This window comes from Allobrachymonas wangyanguii, assembly GCF_045055315.1.
GTDB classification, from domain to species: domain Bacteria; phylum Pseudomonadota; class Gammaproteobacteria; order Burkholderiales; family Burkholderiaceae_C; genus Brachymonas; species Brachymonas wangyanguii.
The window spans coordinates 495,747-513,782 of sequence record NZ_CP173677.1; the positions used below are offsets into that span (position 1 = coordinate 495,747).

The following is an 18,036-nucleotide window of genomic DNA, read 5'->3' on the forward strand; positions in this document are numbered from 1 at the left end:
AGGCTGCCCTTGCCGCATCGGCCTGTGGGGGTTGACCGCAAGACAAACCGTCACAGACAACTTGATCAGGAGACTCTTCCCGTGCGACAAATTCATATCAACCAGGTGGCGGACAGCGCCCGCTTCAACGGCTTCCATGCCAATGTCCTGTTCTGGTGTTTTCTGGTCATCGTGATCGATGGCTATGACATCGCTATTTCCGGTGCCGCGCTGCCGTCCATCATGAGCGAGATGGGCGTGGATGCCACCACCGCTGGCTTCATGGCCAGCTGTTCCAGGACGGCCGTGGCCTGACCACCGTGATGTTCTGGATCGCCTTCTTTACCGGCCTGTTCATGGTCTATGCCCTGAGCACCTGGCTGACCAAGCTGATGGCCATGTCCGGTTATTCGCTGGGTTCCGCGCTGACCTTCTTCATGGCGCTGAACCTGGGTGCCATCGTGGGTGCCGTGGGTGGTGGCCGCCTGGCGGACAAGTTCGACATCAAGTGGGTGCTGGTGATCATGTATGCACTGGGTGCCGCCTTCCTGTACGCCATGACCTTCAAGCTGTCGACCAACCTGCTGTACCTGGTGGTGGCTGGTGTCGGTGCCTGTACTACGGGTGCACAGATCGTGGCCTACGCCTACTGCGGCCAGTACTACCCGGCGGCGATCCGCTCCACCGGTATCGGCATGTCCGGCGGTATCGGCCGTCTGGGTGCCATTGCCGCGCCGCTGCTGATCGGCCTGATCGTGTCCATGAACCTGCCGCTGCAGCAGAACTTCCTGGTGATTGGCGCTGCCGGCCTGATTGGTGCGATTGCCCTGGCGCTCACCAACAAGAGCCGCTCTGCCGCCATGATGCCGTGATGTAATCGGCAGACGAAACCGGTTGCGGTGCAGGCAGGTCCTGCACCGGACCCAGACGCCCATGCAGGCACCGCTGGTCCGCATGGGCGTTGCCACGTTGAGACAGGAGCTTTTCAGCATGACCCAGGACAAGCGCCCCGATTCCCAGACCCTGACGATCCCGGCGGTGGACGGCTATCCGCTGCATGCGCGTATCTGGCGGCAGCCGGAGGCAGCAGCACCGGTGGTGATCATCAACCCGGCGACCTCGGTGCTGAGCCGCTATTACAGCCGCTTTGCCAGCTATCTGCATGGCCACGGCTTTCATGTCGTCTGTTATGACTACCGTGGCATTGGCGATTCGCGCCCGCAGCAGTTGCGCCACTTTCAGGCTAACTGGCTGGATTGGGGCGGGCAGGATTTTGAAGGCGTGCTGCGCTACGTGATCGGGGCGTTTCCGGACAGCCCGATCCAGCTGGTGGCGCACAGCGTGGGTGGTCTGCTGGTGGGCCTGGCACCGTCCAGCCACCGGATAGAGCGGGTGTTTGCCATGGGTTCGCAGTTTGCCTATTGGCCGGACTATGCCGCCAACCGGCGCGTACCGATGTACCTGCGCTGGCATATCGTGATGCCGATCATCACTGCGCTGTTTGGCTATTTTCCGGGCAAACGCCTCGGCTGGCTGGAAGACACGCCGACGGGCATCGTGCAGGACTGGAATGCAGCCACCGAGCGGCTGGAGCAGACCTGGAAGAACGATGCGCGCTTGCGCACGCCGGAGCAGCAGCAGGCGCTGGTGGCGCAGTATGGGCGTGTCGCTGCCGACTGGCTGGCGTTCACCGTGACCGATGATCCCTTTGGTACCGAGGTGGCGACGCACCGGCTGCTGGACTATTACCGCGGCAGCAATCGCCAGCATCTGCGGCTGGACCCGGCGCAGCTGGACGGGCAGGGCATTGGGCACTTTGCCTATTTCCATGCGCGCTATGCCGATTCGCTGTGGCCGGTGGCCTTGCAGTGGCTGCAGGAGGGCACGCTGGTGGAAGCGGTGCCGGGGCAGCGCTGGACCTTTCTGGCGGGGCAGGGGGCGCGCTGAGGCGGTCTTGGGAAAAGAAAAAGCCGTTGTTGATCAACGGCTTGCAGGCTGGAGCGGGCGATGGGGATCGAACCCACGTCTTGAGCTTGGGAAGCTCAGGTCCTGCCATTGAACGACGCCCGCACTGGAAGCGGATTGTACGCCTGCCTCAGCGATCCGCATCTCCCAGACAGACATACTTCAGCTCCAGATACTCGTCCAGGCCATGGCGCGAGCCTTCGCGGCCCAGGCCGGATTGCTTGACACCGCCAAACGGGGCCTGTTCGGTGCTGATGATGCCGGTGTTGACGCCGACAATGCCGTATTCCAGCGCCTCGCTGACGCGGAACACGCGACCGATGTCGCGGCTGTAGAAATAGCTGGCCAGGCCAAACTCGGTGGCGTTGGCGAGCTGGATGACTTCATCCTCGGACTCGAAGCGGAACACTGGTGCCAGCGGGCCAAAGGTTTCCTCGCGGGCGCACAGCATGTCGTGCGTGGCGTCGGCGATCAGCGTCGGCTGGAAGAACTGGCCCTGCAGCGCTTCGCCGCCCACCACAATGCGGCCGCCCTTGCTGACGGCATCGGCGATATGCTCGCGCACCTTGTCCAGTGCAGCCGGCTCGATCAGCGGGCCCTGTTGCACGCCTTCGTCGAAGCCGTTGCCGACCTGCAGCGCCTTGACGCGTTCTGCCAGACGCTCGACAAAGCTGTCGTAGATGCCGGACTGTACGTAGATGCGGTTGGCGCAGACGCAGGTCTGGCCGGCGTTGCGGTACTTGCTGGCCATGGCGCCATCGACGGCACTGCCCAGATCGGCATCGTCAAACACGATGAAGGGGGCGTTGCCACCCAGTTCCAGCGCCAGCTTCTTGATGGTGGGGGCGCACTGCTCCATCAGGATGCGGCCGACCTCGGTGGAACCGGTAAAGCTCAGATGGCGCACCACCGGGCTTTCGCACAGCACCTTGCCGATGGCGCTGCTGTCGGAGCTGGGCAGGATGTTGATCACGCCGGCGGGGATGCCAGCACGCTGCGCCAGTTCGACCAGGGCCAGCGCGCTCAGCGGTGTCAGCTCGGCCGGCTTGAGCACCACGGTGCAGCCGGCGGCCAGCGCCGGAGCCAGCTTGCGCGTGATCATGGCGTTGGGGAAGTTCCAGGGCGTGATCGCCGCGCAGACGCCGATTGGCTGGCGCATCACGACCATGCGCTTGTTGGCGTCGAAAGAGGCCAGCAGTTCGCCGTTGATGCGCTTGGCTTCTTCGGCATACCATTCGATGAAGCTGGCCCCGTAGGCGACCTCGCCGCGCGCTTCGGCCAGCGGCTTGCCCTGTTCGGCGGTCATGATGCGGGCCAGATCTTCCTGGTTGGCCAGGATCAGCTCGAACCAGGTGCGCAGCAATTGGGCACGTTTTTTCTCGGAGGTGCTGCGCCAGCCGGGCAGGGCGGCTTCGGCGGCGGCAATCGCCTGCTGCGCGTGCTCCGTGCCAAGATCACTCACGCGCGCCAGGGTGGCGCCGGTAGCGGGATCGGTCACGTCGAAGTGGTGGCTGGTCTCTATCCATTGGCCGCCAATGTGGCCTTGGGTCTTGAGCAGGGAGGGGTCTTTCAGCAGGTCCAGGGGAGATGCAGTCATGGTGTATCGGATAAAAGTGGGGCTGGACAAGGCATGAAGCCGATAGTTCCGGCTGGAGTCTGCTTTTTAGCATGACTTGTTGCAAATGAAGATAATTTGCCGCCAATCCGTCCTATGTCTTACTCCGGAACAGGGTTGCTGTGGCTTGCGGGCAGGACGCGAACCAGGCGTGGTAGTAACTTGCCAGTACGCTGCCCTGGCCATACAGCGCCTCGACCGGTTCGGTGCTGTCGGGCCGGGTGCTGTACGCCAGCACCGGCAGCGGCGTGTCGCAGCGCGAATAGTGAAAGGTGTGGCCGCGCAATATCCCATGGCCCCAGTCCAGCTGCTGGCTGCCCAGTGCCACCAGCCGTGGCTGCAAGGCGACCGATCCCGGCAGCAGGCCCCAGAGCGGGTGCCGGCTGCCATCCTTCAGCGTGACCGATTCCATCAGCAGCAGCATGCCGCCGCATTCGGCCCAGACCGGCTTGCCGGCGGCGATATGCGCGGCCACGCTGTCGCGCGTGCGCGTGGCGCGGGCCAGCGTGTCGGCATGCAGCTCCGGGTAGCCGCCGGGCAGCCAGAGCGCATCGCAGGCGGGCAGGGGCTCGTCAGCCAGCGGGCTGAAGAAGCGCAGCTCTGCGCCCATCGCTTGCAGCGTGTCCAGATTGGCCTGGTAGACAAAGCACAGCGCGGCATCGCGCGCGATGGCGATGGACTGGCCTTGCAGCAGGGGCGGCGCTGCAGGCAGTTGCGGATCGGCAAAGTCGACGGCCCAATCCTGCCAGCTGGGCGAGCCGGCATCGGCTGACCAGGGCAGCTGGCCGAGCCGCGTGCGCGCCAGGGCATCGGCGACGGCATCGAGGCGCTGGTCGGCATCGGCCAGTTCCTGCGCCGGCACCAGGCCCAGGTGGCGCTCCGGCAGGGCAAAGCCGGCATCGCGCGGCAGGTGGCCCCAGAAACTGCCGTCCGGCACGCTATCGGCCAGCATTTGCGCGTGGCGTGTGCTGCCGACATGGTTGGCGATGACGCCGGCCCAGGGCAGCACACTGCCGTCGGAAGCAGGATAGTGCTGCAGGCCATGGGCCAGCGCGCCAAAGGTGCCAGCCATGGCGGCGGCGCTGACGATGCACAGCACCGGAATGCCGAGCAGGCGGGCGATATCGGCGGCACTTGGCTGGCCGTCGTACAGGCCCATCACGCCTTCGATCAGCAGGATGTCGTTGTGCTGTGCGGCGTGATGCAGGCGCGCGCGCACATCGGGCTCGCCATTGATCCACAGGTCCAGCTGGTAGACCGGCTGGCCGCTGGCAAGCTGGTGCCAGTGCGGATCGAGAAAATCCGGTCCGCACTTGAACACCTGCACGTGCCGGCCCTGGCGCCGGTGCAGCCGCGCCAGCGCGGCGGTGAGCGTGGTCTTGCCCTGGCGCGATGCCGGCGCGGCGACCAGCAGGGCGACGCAGCGGCTCATGCCGGATCGTCCTCACCCAGCTCGCAGCCAGTGCCCGGACCCTGGTGGAAGACCAGATCCTGCACTACCTGGCCACCGACCAGATGCTGCTCGATGATGCGGTCCATATTGTCGGAGGTGACGTTGTAATACCAGGTGCCATCGGGTTGCACGCAGACAATCGGACCGCCCTTGCAGGCGGCAAAGCAGCTGACGCGGCTGCGCTTGACGCGCAGCGCGCCGTCCTGGATGCCGGCGGCCTTGAAGCGCTCGCCCAGGCTGTCGTACAGCGCCTGTGACTGGCCATCGGCGGTGCAGCGTGAACCGGTGCAGATCAGCAGGTGGCGATGGTAGTTGCCGATTTTCGGCTGGATGATGTCGCTCATGCTTCGCTCTCCTCGGGGGTGGTGCTGGCGGGTGCCTGCAGCGGCTGCTCCAGCGTCTGGCGGATGTAGTCGGCAGGCAGGCGCCAGTCCTGTGCCAGTTGTTCGATGCTGCTGCCGGCGGCATGCGCCTGTTGCAGCGTGTCCAGCCAGCCGTTCAGGCCACTGCTCAGCGAGCGGCCGGCTTTTTCGCCGGCCAGCGCCTGCTTGCTGCCTTCGACCGCGTACTTGTTGGCGTAGCCGCGCGGCGTCACCATCAGGCCGTGTTGCACAAAGGTGTTGCTGTTGCCGATCAGCACGGTGCTGAGCATGCCGATCTCGCAATCGGTCATCTCGGCCAGCGTGGTGTGGGTGATCTGCTGGCGGCGGCGGTAGCCGGACTTGACGATGGCGACCGGCGTCTCCGGTGCGCGGTGGCGCAGGAACAGGCGCTGCGCTTCCAGGATCTGCTGGGTGCGGCGGCCGCTCTTGGGGTTGTAGAGCGCGACGACGAAATCGGCGGCAGCAGCGGCATCAAGCCGGCGTGCAATCGTCGGCCAGGGCGTGAGCAGATCCGACAGCGAGATCGCGCAGAAATCATGTGTCAACGGCGCGCCGACCAGCGCCGCGCAGGCGTTGATGGCGGAAGCACCGGGAATGATCTCGACCTGGATGCCGTCCTCGTAGCTGCCGTCTTCGCGCTGCGCCGGCGGTACCCAGCCGGCTTGCAGCAGCACTTCAAAGGTCGGACCGGCCATGCCGTAGACGCCGGCATCGCCCGACGACACCAGCGCCACCTTCTTGCCCTGGCGTGCGCGCTCCAGTGCCTCGATGGCGCGGTCCAGCTCCTCGGTCATGCTCTTGCGCACGATCTCCTTGCCCTCGATCAGGTCGGCTACCAGCTTGATGTAGGTGACGTAGCCGATGATGGTGTCGGCTGCCTGAATCGCGGCGCGCGCACGCGCCGTCATGTTGCCGGCATCGCCGGGGCCGATGCCGACCAGCATGATCTTGCCGTTGCCGGCAGCGGAAGAAGTGGGCATGTCCATGAAAAATCTCCAGAAAAAGGGTTAGCGGCTGCCGGGCAGCAGCGCGATCGACACCGTGGCGTTCCTGCCATCGGCGCCGCGGTACTTGTGTTTTTCCACGCACAGCGCGTGCATGGGCAGGGCTTGCGTACGGCCCAGATACAGGCCGCCAGCCAGCAGGGCGGCCGCCTCGCTGACCGAGGGCGTGCCGGTGTACCGGCGCACGGTGTCGCTCGGATTTGGCACCGGCACCGCGGCCAGCTGTGGCGGCGTGAAAAAGCGCATCGGCCAGCCCTGCAGCGCCGCCAGTTGCTGCATGCAGGCCTCATCGGCCTTGAGCGTGATGCTGGCCACGGCAGCGACCTGCGCCCGCGTGTGGCCGGATTGCGCCAGCGCCTGGTCGATGGCCTGCTGCAGCGTCTCCAGCGGCGTGTTGCGGTCACAGCCCAGGCCAAGCGCGATGCGGATCTCAGGCATGGTGGCTCCTGTCGTCCGGCTGCTGGCCGGCCGGCGGGCGATACACCACCAGCCGCTCGGTCCATTGCTGCCAGAAGGCATCGTCCAGCTCGGCATGCGTGACCCAGAGCACCGAGCGGTGGCGCTCCGGCTGTACCTGGTCGAAGCGATCCAGCAGCTCCACGTTGGCTGGCAGCGGCGTGCTGCGCGTCCACCAGTGGCGGCTGCCGGCCTCCTGCACCAGCGCGACCGGCTCGCCATTGACCACATCGGCGGAGACGCGCGTGATGTTGATCTTGGGCGCTTCCACACGCCAGCCGAGGTGCCGGCCCAGGATATCGACCGGAATCGTGCGGCCCACGTCGGACGCCGTGGTCAGCACCGGCGTGGCGCCGAGCAGATCGGCAACGCGCTCGCTCCAGGCATTGGCGCCGCCGACATGGCCGGACAGCACCGGAATCACATACTGGCCGGCATCGTCCACCACGATGATGCCGGGATCCTCGTCCTTGCCTTTCAGGTGCGGTGCGATCAGGCGCACCACGGCACCGAGCGAGATCAGGCAGACCAGCTGGTCGTAACTGGCGAACAGCGGGCCGATCTCGTCCTTGAGCGCGCCGTGGTAGACGTGCACGGTGCTGGCCAGGCCGTCGAATACGGAACCGAACTTGTGGCTGGTGCAGATATGCGGCAACGGTAGCTGCTCTGGCCAGCGTTCGGCCAGTTGGCGCGCCTGCGCGGCACCGTGCTTCGTGATCGCTACCAGGCAGACGCGCACCTGCTCGTCGGGCACGGCGGCGGCAGAGAGCTTGACCTCAGACATGGCTGGCCTCCGGTACCGGGCTGGATTTCTTTAGGCAGCCCTTGATGCGTTCGCCACGGATGCGGTGCGGGTGCTTCACCACCAGCAGTGACAGGTAGCTCACCGTGCTGCCGCGCAGCTGCAGCAGATCCTGGCCGCCCAGCGTGCGCTCGTCCTCGGCACCGACGCGCTCGATGAAATGGCTGCTGGCGAGCAGATCGCGCTGCTGCAGCCAGTCCAGCAGTTCGTCCAGGATTGGCTTGATTTTCATCAGCACCAGCGTGTCGAAGTCGGGCAGCAGCCGGTCGATCGCGCTGACGCCGTAGGCGGCAGGCACGATGGCAATGGTGTCGTCCTGTTCGGACAGCGGCACGCCGACATCGGCGCAGGCGGCGCTGAAGGAGTTGACGCCGGCAATCACCGGCGTGGCGATACGTGCATCGAGGCTGCGCACGGTGCGCGCCAGATGGCCGAAGGTGGCGTAGGTGCTGGCATCGCCTTCGACCAGGAACAGCACGTCCTGGCCGGCCTGCAACCAGGGCAGCACGGTGTCGGCGGCTTTCAGCCAGGCGCGTGCCAGCTTGTCGCCGTCATGCGTCATCGGAAACAGCAGCAGCGCGTGCTGCTCTGGCGGTGTCAGCCCGGCGCGGCGGGTGATATCGAGCGCGTAGCTCGGCGTCTTGCCGCTGCGTGCCGGGTAGGTCCAGACCGCATCGCGGCATTGCAGCGCGTCCCAGGCGGCGCGCGTGATCAGGCCCGGATCGCCGGGGCCGAGGGAGACGCCAATCAGGCGTCCGGTGCGGGTGTTCATGGATGCTCCTTGTTGTGCTGGCGGGCGCAGACCAGCCAGACCGGGTTTTCTGCCGCCATGCGGTGCATGTGCAGGATCGGTTTGCTGCGCGCTGCCTGGAGTTGCAGCACATCCCAGTCGGCCTGCAGTTCGCTCAGGGTGGCGGTGGCCGTGGCCAGGTTTTCCAGCGTGACGAAATTCATCACCAGCCGGCCACCCGGGCGCAGCCGCTGCAGCACGATGCGGATCAGCTGCGGCAGTTCGCCGCCGCTGCCGCCGATGAAGACGGCATCTGGATCAGGCCAGTGCTCCAGCTGTTCCGGTGCCTTGCCGTGGAACAGGCTGTAGTTGCTGATGCCTGCTGCCGAATGATTGGCCTGCGCGATGGCAACATCGGCGGCGTTTTTCTCGATGGCGCAGACATGGCCTTGCCGGCACAGCTGTGCTGCCTCCAGCCCGACCGATCCGCTGCCGGCGCCAATATCCCAGACCACGCTGTCGGCACGCAGCTGCAGCCGAGCCAGCGAGACGGCGCGCACTTCCTGTTTGGTGATCAGGCCCTTGTCCGGCTGGCGCTGCTGGTAGCTGCTGTCGGGCCGGCCGAGCAGCACCGGATTCGGACGCGGCTGGCTGCGCCACAGCAGCACCACGTTGAGTGGCGCAAAGTCCATCGCCGCGGCTTCGGCCGGAGTCAGTTGGGCGTAGACGCGCTCATCGGGCTGCAGCAGGTTTTCTGCCACGGCCAGCTGGAACGCCTCGCCCAGACCTTCGGCCAGCAGCAGCCGGGCAATGCGTGCCGGCGTGTTGGCCGGGCTGGTCAGCAGCAGCAGACGGTCATGTGCGCGCACGGCCTGCGCCAGCGCGTACAGGCCATGGCCGGGCAGGCTGCCGCGTTGCCATTCGCCGGCATCCTTGCTGTGCACCGAGACGATTTTCGCCTCCTGCCAGGCCAGGCCGATGCGGGCACAGGCCAGCTGCAGCGTGCTAAGGTTGGGCAGGATCTCCAGCGCCTCGATGCACAGCTGCTGCGCCAGCCAGGGCGCAATGCCGTGGCAGAGCGGGTCGCCGGTGGCCAGTACCACGCAGCTCTGGTCGGCCTCGCGTGCCTGCGCGATCCAGCCAGGCACTTGTGCCAGTGCGCCAGTCAGGTCATGCTGCACGGCCGTGTCCCTGGCGTGATGCGCCAGCAGGGCCAGCGTGCGTGTGCCGCCGATCAGTACATCGGCGTTGCGGATATAGGCCAGCGCGGTCGCGCTCAGGCTGGCTGCGCCATCATCCAGCACGCCAATGATGCGGCAGGGGTTGGGGTCTTGGCTGTTCATGCTCACTCCGTATCGAAATCTGCCGAATGGGTATGGCCGATGCCGGTGCGGCCGCGTGCCGTCGGGCGCGGCTGGCCGGGCGGCGACAGCACGTCGGCGACCTGCTGGCCGGCAAAGTCGCAGACCAGCACGCGCAGCTGGAAGGCATTGCCGTAGCGCTCCGGCGCGGTCAGCGTGTCAATCGCGGCCTGGGCCAGTGCGGTGTGGAAGGCATCGCCCAGGCCACGTTCCACCATCAGTTCGGCCCCAAAGCGCGCTGTGGGCGATGCCGCCATCGCGGCACAATCGGCGGCGCTGGCACCGATGCGGCGGCCAATCTCGGCCACCAGATCGGTATCGACCACATTGCGATTGGCGTGGGTGATGGTTTCGCCCTGCGCGATCTTGGTCAGCTTGCCGACCATCACGCCCAGTACCACCAGCGGAATGCCTTGCGCCACCACCTCATCGAGTGCATAGCGCAGGAAATCACCCATCTGCACAAAACAGGCCGCCGGCAGATCCGGCTGGTCCTGACGCAAGGTCTGCATGGCAAAGCTCTCGGTGCGGCCGCCGGTGGTCAGTGCCACCACGCCGTGGTCCAGCGTGGCTGCCACCTGGATGCCCTGCACCACGCTGGCACGCCAGGCGCTGGTGGAGTAGGGCTTGACGATGCCGGTCGTGCCCAGAATGCTGATGCCGCCGAGGATGCCGAGTCGCGCATTGGTGGTCTTTTTCGCCATCTGCTCGCCATCCGGCACGCTGATCGTCACGTCCAGCCCGTGCTCCGCCAGCAGCGGCGCGGCCACTTCGCGCAGGTTGTCGGCGATGTTCTGGCGCGGCACCGGATTGATCGCCGGGCCGCCCACGTCCAGGCCCAGGCCGGGCATGGTGACGGTGCCGACACCCGCGCCGGCATGAAAACGCACTTCACCGGCGCAGCCGGGCAGGATGCGCAGATCCACCGTGAGGTGTGCCCGGTCGGTGCAGTCCGGATCGTCGCCGGCAAACTTCTCGACGTAGGCGTGTGCCGTGCGTTGCAGGCCGTCGCCGCCGACCCGGCCATCGCCTACGGCAAAGCGCACGCGATCGCCATTCGGCAGCAGGCTGCAGACCTGGCCCGGCACCTGGCCGTCGAGCAGACCAATGGCGCAGGCGCGCGCTGCGGCCGCCGAGCAGGCGCCGGTGGTAAAGCCGGTACGGGTGCCCTTGGCGGGCTTGTCGGCCATGGCCATCGGTCAGCCTTGCTTTTGTTGCGCTTCGGCCAGCGCCAGCAGCGCATGCAGTGCGGCTACCACCAGCGTCGAGCCACCCTTGCGGCCATCGATCACGATCCAGGGCACGCTATCCAGCCCGGCCATCAGCGCCTTGCTTTCGGCGGCGCTGACAAAACCGACCGGCATGCCGACCACCAGCGCCGGACGCACGCCGTCCTCGCGGATCAGCCGCACCAGCTCGATCAGCGCCGTCGGCGCATTGCCGATGCCGATGATCGCGCCATCCAGCAGGCCGAGCCGCTGCGCCTTGCGCATCGCCTGCACCGCACGCGTCGTGTCCTCGGCGCGCGCCTGCGCGATCACGTCGGCATCGCTGATGAACTGGTGGGTCATCATGCCGAAGTGCGCCAGTCGCGGCTTCGACAGACCGACGCAGATCATCTCCACATCGGCCACGATGGGCGTGCCGCCGCGCAGCATGGCCTGCAGGCCGGCGCGGACCGCATCGGGATGGAAACGCGTCAGGCCGTTGAAATCGAAATCCGCGTTGGCGTGGATCATGCGCCGCACGATCGGCCACTGCTGCGGCGTGTAGCCATGCGGGCCGACTTCCTGGTCGATGATAGCAAAGCTGTCGTGCTCGATCGCCTGGCCGGCGCGCGTCAGCTGTTCGGTGATGGTGTTGACGGTAGACATGGTTCAGTGCGCGGTTTCGGCGTGAGCATGCGCATGCCCGTGGTGGTGATCGTGATGGGCGTGTTCGTGCGCATGGTCGTGCCCGTGATGGTGGTGCGGCACATGGCCGCTGACGTCGTAGCGCACCGTGGCATGCGGTGCACCGCGCTGCCAGCGCTCCACGCGCTGTTCCAGCAGCGCAAAGATCTCCGGCTCGAAGCCCAGGTAATGGCCCAGCGCGAAACGGATCTGCGGGTACTGCACACGCAGGTGCTGCAGCTGGCGCTGGATGCGCTTGACCAGCGTGCCGGTGTAGAGGTAGTAGGGCAGGATCACGACCTGCGTCATGCCCAGAATGACCTGGCGCTGCACCGCACGCTCCAGCCGCGGATGGGTGATGCCGGTAAAGGCCACGTCCACCAGCTCGTGCTGCGCGCTTTCCCAGAGCCAGCGCGCCAGCTTGGCGACCTCGCCGTTGGGCTGGCGGTCGCTGGAGCCGCGTCCCAGCAGGATCACGCCGGTGTTGCGCGGATCCGGCATGTCCAGCCGTTGCATGCATTGGCGCAGCTGGCGCTGCAGCATGGCCAGCGCCGCCTCGCCGGCACCCAGATGCGGTGCGTAATCGAACTGCACCTGTGGATGGCGCAGCCGAGCCTGCTCAATGGCGTAGGGGATATCGCCTTTCACATGGCCGGCGGCGTTGAGGATCAGCGGCAGCACCAGCAGTTTGCCGTTACCGGCCTGTGCCAGCCGGGCCGCGCGGTCCAGCCCGGTGTCCAGCAGCACCTCGGCAAACTCGATAAAGCACAGTTCGATGTGCCAGCCGGGCTGGCGTTGCCGCCACTGTTGTGCAAATTGTTCGATTTCGGCATTGCCATCGGCATCGCGCGAGCCGTGGCCGACCAGCAGCAGGGTGGTTGTCATGTCGGGGTCTCCGGGGAAGCGGGTGCCGGCGCACTGGCGCGGCGAAAACGGTGGCTGAAGCTGGCGTCGTACAGCTTCGACTTGGCCAGTTCCGGCCAGTGGCGCGCACCCAGTGCCGGGCTGGCAATGACCATGCTCTGGCTGACGACACCGGCCTCGCGGCAGATGTCCTTGATCGTGGCCAGCGTACCGCGCAGGATTTTTTCCTCGCCTGGCCAGCTCGCCTTGTGCACCACCAGCATCGGCGCGTCTTCCGGCCAGCCGGCGGCGCGCAGCTCGGATTGCAAGGTGTGCAGCAGCGTGATCGACAGGTAGATGCAAAGCGTGCAGCGGTGCGCCGCCAGCTCGCGCAGGCTTTCGCCCTCGGGCATCGGCGTGCGGCCGGCAATGCGGGTCAGGATCACGGTCTGCGTGACTTCGGGCAGGGTGAAACTCTCCACCGCCGTGGCCGCGCTCGCCATGGCCGAGGTCACGCCCGGTACCACCAGTACCGGCACGCCGGCGGTATCGAGGGGCTGCACCATCTCGATCAGCGTGCCGTAGAGTGAAGGATCGCCGGTCTGCAAGCGCACCACGGTGGCGTGCTGCCGGGCCTGGGCGATCAGCCAGGCGCAGATCTGCTCCAGCGTCATGTCCTTGCTGTCGGCAATCGTGCAGCCGGGCGGTGCCCAGCGCGTGGCAGCTTCGCTGACCAGCGAGCCGGCATAGAGAATGGCGCCGGCCCGGGCGATCAGGTCGCGGCCCTTGATCGTGAGCAGTTCCGGGTCGCCAGGGCCGGCACCGACGAAGCAGACCTGGCCCGGGGTAGGGGGAGTTGGCATGGGAAATATCCGTCAACAGGGCATGCCGCAGCCCGGCCTGTAGCAACAGGCCGGCCAGAAAGCGGCAATCAGGGAATCAGGCGGTAGTGGTGGTGACGCGTTCGTCCAGGCACAGGCGTGCCCAGTTGCTGTCACGGAACAGGCTGGCCAGGCGCAGCACGGCCAGCGTCACCAGCGGCTCCAGCAGCACCAGCGCCATGTAGGAGGCGGCAAACTGCGCCCAGTGGGCGAGCGGCGTGGCTTGCTCGCCCAGCAGCAGCCAGAAGCCGACCATCAGCGTCACGCCGGCGTAGAACAGCGCATCCAGCTTGACGATATTGGCCACGCTGAACTGGCGGCCAATGCGCTGGCCAATGCCGTAGTGCACCACGGCCAGCGGCACCATCAGCGACAGCGCGTTCACTGCCAGGTGCACCAGATCCTGCGGATCAAACAGCAGACCCTGCAGCAGCAGGCCAAAGGCAAAGCCGAACAGCGTCGGCACGAAACCCAGCAGCAGGTAGATCGGCATGGCGCCGACAAAGTGCAACTCGGAGGCCCCGACCGGCATGTGGAACAGCTGCATGAACAGCGAGAAGAAGCTGGCGGCCAGCAGGGTGCGCAGCAGCAGCGTGGGCTGCTTCAGCAGGCGCGGGGCGTAGGCCAGCAGCATGCCGCTGGCGGCAATGGTGGCAAAAGAGAGCTTGGTGGCGGCAAGAATGCCGGGTTCGATGTGCATGGTTTCCTCCTGATGCATCGCCTTGACGAGAGTTGCCAGCGGGGCTGGCAGACTGTCTGTCACAGTCGTGATGAAGGAGGGGAGAGAGGCACGCAAGACGCGGGGACGCGCACGTGCACTGCCGCCCGCATCGCCCACCGCAACGCTGACAAACCTGGATCGCGCAGGCCGGTCTCCGGGCTTGTCAGTGTCGTGTGACGGCCTGCAGCACCTTCCCGGTTCAAGGACCAGTGGCGTGTTGCGGCAGGCTTGGCTGACATACCGTTGCGGGGGCAGCACTGGACTGGGCCGAAGCCGTACCAGTTTCCCGTTTCATCCTGTGGCATTGCAGCCGCAGGACACCTGTGCGTGACTGGCATTATAGGCTGCTCCCGCGGCATGCAACAGAATGCAGCGACACCTATAATCTGGACAGCGATTTTTTCACTTTTACCAGCCGCCCCAGCCGGGTGGCACGCAAGCATGACTTCCCCCCAGAAAATGACGGTTGCGGAAATCCGCAAGAGCTTCCTCGACTTCTTTGCCAGCAAGGGCCACACGGTAGTGCCTTCCAGCCCGCTGGTGCCGGGCAATGACCCGACGCTGATGTTCACCAACTCTGGCATGGTGCAGTTCAAGGAGGTGTTCCTGGGCACGGACAAGCGCCCCTACGTGCGCGCGGCCAGCGTACAGGCCTGCCTGCGTGCCGGTGGCAAGCACAACGACCTGGAAAACGTCGGCTACACCGCACGCCACCACACCTTCTTCGAGATGCTGGGCAACTGGTCGTTTGGCGACTACTTCAAGAAGGAAAGCATCCAGTGGGGCTGGGAGCTGCTGACGCAGGTCTACGGCCTGCCGGCAGAACGCCTGCTGGCCACCGTCTACCAGGACGACGATGAAGCCTACGACATCTGGAAGAACGTCATCGGCCTGCCGGCAGAGCGCATCATCCGCATCGGTGACAACAAGGGTGGCAAGTACAAGTCGGACAACTTCTGGATGATGGCTGATACCGGTCCCTGCGGCCCGTGCTCCGAGATCTTCTACGACCACGGCGACCATATCCCCGGCGGCCCTCCGGGCAGCCCGGACGAGGACGGCGACCGTTTCATCGAGATCTGGAACCACGTGTTCATGCAGTTCGAGATGCACGAGGACGGCAGCCTGACGCCGCTGCCGGCTCCCTGCGTCGATACCGGCATGGGCCTGGAGCGCATCGCCGCCATCATGCAGCACGTGCACAGCAACTACGAGATCGACCTGTTCGATGCCCTGATCCGCGCCGCCGCGCGCGAAACCGGCTGCGCTGACCTGGCCAACCCCTCGCTCAAGGTCATTGCCGACCACATCCGCGCCACCGCCTTCCTGGTCAGCGATGGTGTGCTGCCCGGCAACGAGGGCCGCAGCTACGTGCAGCGCCGCATCATCCGCCGCGCCATCCGCCACGGCTACAAGCTGGGCCAGAAGACGCCGTTCTTCCACAAGCTGGTGCCGGTGCTGGTCGAGCTCATGGGCGATGCCTACCCGCGCCTGCGCGAACAGCAGCAGCTGATCACCGATGCGCTGCGTACCGAGGAAGAGCGCTTCTTCGAGACGCTGGAAAAAGGCATGGAGATCCTGGACGACGCCCTGATCGCCGGCCGCCGCGAACTGCCCGGCCATGTCGCCTTCAAGCTGCACGATACCTACGGCTTCCCGCTGGATCTGACGCAGGACGTCTGCCGCGAGCGCGGCGTCACGGTCGATGAAGCCGGCTTTGACGAAGCCATGCAGGAGCAGAAGGACACTGCTCGCGCTGCCGGCAAGTTCAAGATGGGCAAGCTGCTGGATTACCAGGGTGCGGCCAGCACCTTTACCGGTTACGACACCCTGACGGGCCAGGCCACGGTGCAGGCGCTCTACGCCGATGGCGAACCGGTGCAGCAGCTGGAAGAAGGCCAGGCCGGCGTGGTGGTACTCGACGTCACCCCGTTCTACGCCGAAAGCGGCGGCCAGGTCGGTGACCAGGGCGTGCTCGCTACCGTTAACACCGCTGGCGAAGCCGATTTCCGCGGCGCCTTCCGTGTCGAGGACACGCTGAAGGTCAAGACCGATGTGCCCGGCCACCACGGCGTCATGACCGAAGGCAAGCTGCAGGTTGGCGACCGCGTGCTGGCACAGGTCAACCCGGCGCTGCGTGAAGCCACCATGCGCAACCACAGCGTCACCCACATCATGCACAAGGCGCTGCGCGAAGTGCTGGGCAGCCACGTGCAGCAGAAGGGTTCGCTGGTCAACGCCGAGCGCACCCGCTTCGACTTTGCCCACAACGCGCCGCTGACTGACGAGCAGATCGCCGCTATCGAGGCCAAGGTCAACGCCGAGATCCTGACCAACACCGACACCCAGGCGCGCCTGATGGACATGGACGCTGCACGCGAGACCGGCGCCATGATGCTGTTCGGCGAAAAATATGGCGATGAAGTCCGCGTGCTGGATATCGGCAGCTCGGTCGAGCTGTGCGGCGGCACCCATGTGCACCGCACCGGCGATATCGGCCTGTTCAAGATCGTCGCTGAAGGCGGTGTCGCCTCCGGCGTGCGCCGCGTCGAGGCCGTCACCGGCCAGAACGCGCTGGCCTACCTGCAGGATCTGGAAAGGACTGTCGAACACGCTGCCGGAGCGCTGAAGACGCCGCCGGCCGAGCTGCTGGGCCGCATCAGCCAGGTGCAAGACCAGGTCAAGACGCTGGAGAAGGAAATCGCCGCGCTCAAGGGCAAGCTGGCCTCCAGCCAGGGCGACGAGCTGGCCAACAGCGCGGTCGAGGTCAAGGGCATCCGCGTGCTGGCCGCCCAGCTCGATGGTGCCGATGCCAAGACCCTGCGCGAGACCATGGACAAGCTCAAGGACAAGCTGAAGACCGCCGCCATCGTGCTGGCCGCGGTCGATGGCGACAAGGTGCAGTTGGCGGCCGGTGTCACCAAGGACAGCATCGGCAAGATCAAGGCCGGCGAGCTGGTCAACTTTGTCGCCAGCCAGGTCGGTGGCAAGGGGGGCGGCAAGCCCGACATGGCGATGGCCGGCGGTACCAACCCGGCTGGCCTGCAGGCAGCGCTGGAGAGCGTGGCCGGCTGGGTCGGCGAGCGCGCCTGACCCTGCGGCGTCAGGCACAGGCTGCGGCCTGGTCTGACAGCCTGACTGCGCCGTGCATGGCATGATGCCTGCACACGGGGGCGACCGGTTTCCGGTCGCCTTTTTCGTTTGTCACTCGGGGATCGTGCATGCGCAGCTTTATCGACTTCAGTTCCTGGCAGGGCTTTCTCGGCACCATCATCAGCCTGCTGGTGATGACGCTGCTGATGATCGGCATCCGGCTGGTGTTCATGCAGACCATCCAGCGCAAGCGCGAACGCGAGAACCGCCAGATCAACGAACGCTTGCGCACCCTGATTGCCGCCTACAAGACGCTGGGCGGCTCGTTTACCGGTGACCTGACGGTCGATCCGCGCCACAAGCGCGAACAGGATGCGGTGCAGGCAGCTGCGCCGCAGGCCGTCCGCAGCGAGCTGGATCTGGTCGAGGAGCTGCAAGGCCACGAATGGGGGCCGGTACCGGACACGATTGCCGAACGCCGGCGCCGCACGCGTGATGCGGTCGAGGCGGCGCTGTCCGACATCATCCTGCTGGGCACGGAGGAGCAGGTGCGGCTGGCGGCCAAGGCGGCGCAGGACATGGTCGATGGCCGCCCAGTGCGGCTGGCTGCGCTGGTGCATTCGCTGCGTACCTTTATCCGATCGGCACTGTACCTGGAAGATATTCCGGCCGATGTGCGGGTGCCCGATCAGGGGCCGGTACGTCCGGGCAGTGGCCCGGGTGGCGGTCGCGCTGGTGCCGGAGCGGGCAATGCCCGTGGCGGTGGCGGCGGAGGAGGTGGCGCAGGCGGCGCGGCAGCCGGCGGTGGTGCCGGCATGGGCATGGGGATGGCCATGGGCGGCCGCGAGGACCGCTGAG

The 18,036-nt window shown here is 66.3% G+C and carries 16 protein-coding genes, 1 tRNA gene, 1 pseudogene and 1 riboswitch; of the genes and pseudogenes, 4 read left to right on the plus strand and 14 right to left on the minus strand.

Going from position 1 to position 18,036, the window contains the following annotated elements:
- The first annotated feature begins 81 nt into the window (after positions 1 to 81).
- Positions 82 to 851: pseudogene (locus ACI3EV_RS02335) on the plus strand (MFS transporter).
- Positions 852 to 969: 118 nt separating this feature from the next.
- Complete coding sequence (locus tag ACI3EV_RS02340) at positions 970 to 1,926, plus strand: alpha/beta fold hydrolase (protein WP_051084415.1); 957 nt, start codon at positions 970 to 972, stop codon at positions 1,924 to 1,926.
- A 49-nt stretch (positions 1,927 to 1,975) separates the two neighbouring features.
- Here ACI3EV_RS02340 and ACI3EV_RS02345 read toward each other — a convergent pair.
- From ACI3EV_RS02345 to ACI3EV_RS02410, 14 genes are all read right to left on the minus strand, one after another.
- Positions 1,976 to 2,049, minus strand: a tRNA-Gly gene (locus tag ACI3EV_RS02345).
- A gap of 25 nt (positions 2,050 to 2,074) precedes the next feature.
- Positions 2,075 to 3,541 (minus strand): NAD-dependent succinate-semialdehyde dehydrogenase, encoded by a 1,467-nt coding sequence (locus tag ACI3EV_RS02350; protein ID WP_337691629.1) that lies wholly within the window; start codon positions 3,539 to 3,541, stop codon positions 2,075 to 2,077.
- 112 nt (positions 3,542 to 3,653) lie between these two features.
- Positions 3,654 to 4,991 carry a cobyrinate a,c-diamide synthase gene (locus ACI3EV_RS02355; RefSeq protein ID WP_337691627.1) on the minus strand — a complete coding sequence of 446 codons (1,338 nt, stop codon included), beginning with the start codon at positions 4,989 to 4,991 and terminating at the stop codon, positions 3,654 to 3,656.
- Positions 4,988 to 5,356: an NAD(P)H-dependent oxidoreductase subunit E gene (locus tag ACI3EV_RS02360; RefSeq protein ID WP_337691625.1), complete on the minus strand. Its 369-nt coding sequence runs from the start codon at positions 5,354 to 5,356 to the stop codon at positions 4,988 to 4,990. Before ACI3EV_RS02360 ends, ACI3EV_RS02355 begins: the two co-directional genes overlap by 4 nt.
- Entirely contained in the window at positions 5,353 to 6,381 is a 1,029-nt protein-coding gene (cobJ, locus tag ACI3EV_RS02365) for a precorrin-3B C(17)-methyltransferase (RefSeq protein WP_337691623.1), read from the minus strand. Before cobJ ends, ACI3EV_RS02360 begins: the two co-directional genes overlap by 4 nt.
- A gap of 21 nt (positions 6,382 to 6,402) precedes the next feature.
- Positions 6,403 to 6,837 (minus strand): cobalamin biosynthesis protein, encoded by a 435-nt coding sequence (locus ACI3EV_RS02370; RefSeq protein WP_329770093.1) that lies wholly within the window; start codon positions 6,835 to 6,837, stop codon positions 6,403 to 6,405.
- On the minus strand, positions 6,830 to 7,639 hold the full coding sequence (locus ACI3EV_RS02375; RefSeq protein ID WP_337691621.1) for a cobalamin biosynthesis central domain-containing protein: 810 nt from the start codon (positions 7,637 to 7,639) through the stop codon (positions 6,830 to 6,832). The genes ACI3EV_RS02370 and ACI3EV_RS02375 overlap by 8 nt, the downstream gene beginning before the upstream one ends.
- Positions 7,632 to 8,429 (minus strand): precorrin-2 C(20)-methyltransferase, encoded by a 798-nt coding sequence (gene cobI, locus ACI3EV_RS02380; RefSeq protein ID WP_329770091.1) that lies wholly within the window; start codon positions 8,427 to 8,429, stop codon positions 7,632 to 7,634. The genes ACI3EV_RS02375 and cobI overlap by 8 nt, the downstream gene beginning before the upstream one ends.
- Positions 8,426 to 9,730 carry a precorrin-6y C5,15-methyltransferase (decarboxylating) subunit CbiE gene (gene cbiE, locus ACI3EV_RS02385; RefSeq protein WP_337691619.1) on the minus strand — a complete coding sequence of 435 codons (1,305 nt, stop codon included), beginning with the start codon at positions 9,728 to 9,730 and terminating at the stop codon, positions 8,426 to 8,428. The genes cobI and cbiE overlap by 4 nt, the downstream gene beginning before the upstream one ends.
- A gap of 2 nt (positions 9,731 to 9,732) precedes the next feature.
- Entirely contained in the window at positions 9,733 to 10,944 is a 1,212-nt protein-coding gene (locus ACI3EV_RS02390) for a cobalt-precorrin-5B (C(1))-methyltransferase (RefSeq protein WP_405198021.1), read from the minus strand.
- 3 nt (positions 10,945 to 10,947) lie between these two features.
- Positions 10,948 to 11,622 (minus strand): precorrin-8X methylmutase, encoded by a 675-nt coding sequence (locus tag ACI3EV_RS02395; protein WP_329770088.1) that lies wholly within the window; start codon positions 11,620 to 11,622, stop codon positions 10,948 to 10,950.
- A gap of 3 nt (positions 11,623 to 11,625) precedes the next feature.
- Positions 11,626 to 12,525 carry a sirohydrochlorin chelatase gene (locus ACI3EV_RS02400; protein WP_337691615.1) on the minus strand — a complete coding sequence of 300 codons (900 nt, stop codon included), beginning with the start codon at positions 12,523 to 12,525 and terminating at the stop codon, positions 11,626 to 11,628.
- Entirely contained in the window at positions 12,522 to 13,346 is an 825-nt protein-coding gene (gene cobM, locus ACI3EV_RS02405) for a precorrin-4 C(11)-methyltransferase (protein ID WP_329770086.1), read from the minus strand. The genes ACI3EV_RS02400 and cobM overlap by 4 nt, the downstream gene beginning before the upstream one ends.
- 76 nt (positions 13,347 to 13,422) lie before the next feature.
- Entirely contained in the window at positions 13,423 to 14,064 is a 642-nt protein-coding gene (locus ACI3EV_RS02410) for an energy-coupling factor ABC transporter permease (RefSeq protein ID WP_329770085.1), read from the minus strand.
- 148 nt (positions 14,065 to 14,212) lie between these two features.
- Positions 14,213 to 14,425: riboswitch (cobalamin riboswitch) on the minus strand.
- A gap of 119 nt (positions 14,426 to 14,544) precedes the next feature.
- Between ACI3EV_RS02410 and alaS the strand changes: the two genes are divergently transcribed.
- Both alaS and ACI3EV_RS02420 read left to right on the plus strand, forming a co-directional pair.
- Positions 14,545 to 17,178: an alanine--tRNA ligase gene (gene alaS / locus ACI3EV_RS02415; protein ID WP_405198055.1), complete on the plus strand. Its 2,634-nt coding sequence runs from the start codon at positions 14,545 to 14,547 to the stop codon at positions 17,176 to 17,178.
- A gap of 128 nt (positions 17,179 to 17,306) precedes the next feature.
- Positions 17,307 to 18,035, plus strand: a complete 729-nt coding sequence (locus tag ACI3EV_RS02420; RefSeq protein WP_337691609.1) for a hypothetical protein — start codon at positions 17,307 to 17,309, stop codon at positions 18,033 to 18,035.
- Position 18,036: the final 1 nt, after the last annotated feature.

What these genes read in the sequence shown, in the direction of transcription:
- ACI3EV_RS02410 (WP_329770085.1), bottom strand. Translation starts at nt 14,064, where the DNA reads ATGCACATCGAACCCGGCATTCTTGCCGCCACCAAGCTCTCTTTTGCC.
- ACI3EV_RS02360 (WP_337691625.1), bottom strand. Translation starts at nt 5,356, where the DNA reads ATGAGCGACATCATCCAGCCGAAAATCGGCAACTACCATCGCCACCTG.
- ACI3EV_RS02395 (WP_329770088.1), bottom strand. Translation starts at nt 11,622, where the DNA reads ATGTCTACCGTCAACACCATCACCGAACAGCTGACGCGCGCCGGCCAG.
- ACI3EV_RS02400 (WP_337691615.1), bottom strand. Translation starts at nt 12,525, where the DNA reads ATGACAACCACCCTGCTGCTGGTCGGCCACGGCTCGCGCGATGCCGAT.
- ACI3EV_RS02355 (WP_337691627.1), bottom strand. Translation starts at nt 4,991, where the DNA reads ATGAGCCGCTGCGTCGCCCTGCTGGTCGCCGCGCCGGCATCGCGCCAG.
- ACI3EV_RS02390 (WP_405198021.1), bottom strand. Translation starts at nt 10,944, where the DNA reads ATGGCCATGGCCGACAAGCCCGCCAAGGGCACCCGTACCGGCTTTACC.
- ACI3EV_RS02350 (WP_337691629.1), bottom strand. Translation starts at nt 3,541, where the DNA reads ATGACTGCATCTCCCCTGGACCTGCTGAAAGACCCCTCCCTGCTCAAG.
- cobI (WP_329770091.1), bottom strand. Translation starts at nt 8,429, where the DNA reads ATGAACACCCGCACCGGACGCCTGATTGGCGTCTCCCTCGGCCCCGGC.
- cobM (WP_329770086.1), bottom strand. Translation starts at nt 13,346, where the DNA reads ATGCCAACTCCCCCTACCCCGGGCCAGGTCTGCTTCGTCGGTGCCGGC.
- cbiE (WP_337691619.1), bottom strand. Translation starts at nt 9,730, where the DNA reads ATGAACAGCCAAGACCCCAACCCCTGCCGCATCATTGGCGTGCTGGAT.
- alaS (WP_405198055.1), top strand. Translation starts at nt 14,545, where the DNA reads ATGACGGTTGCGGAAATCCGCAAGAGCTTCCTCGACTTCTTTGCCAGC.
- cobJ (WP_337691623.1), bottom strand. Translation starts at nt 6,381, where the DNA reads ATGGACATGCCCACTTCTTCCGCTGCCGGCAACGGCAAGATCATGCTG.
- ACI3EV_RS02420 (WP_337691609.1), top strand. Translation starts at nt 17,307, where the DNA reads ATGCGCAGCTTTATCGACTTCAGTTCCTGGCAGGGCTTTCTCGGCACC.
- ACI3EV_RS02370 (WP_329770093.1), bottom strand. Translation starts at nt 6,837, where the DNA reads ATGCCTGAGATCCGCATCGCGCTTGGCCTGGGCTGTGACCGCAACACG.
- ACI3EV_RS02375 (WP_337691621.1), bottom strand. Translation starts at nt 7,639, where the DNA reads ATGTCTGAGGTCAAGCTCTCTGCCGCCGCCGTGCCCGACGAGCAGGTG.
- ACI3EV_RS02340 (WP_051084415.1), top strand. Translation starts at nt 970, where the DNA reads ATGACCCAGGACAAGCGCCCCGATTCCCAGACCCTGACGATCCCGGCG.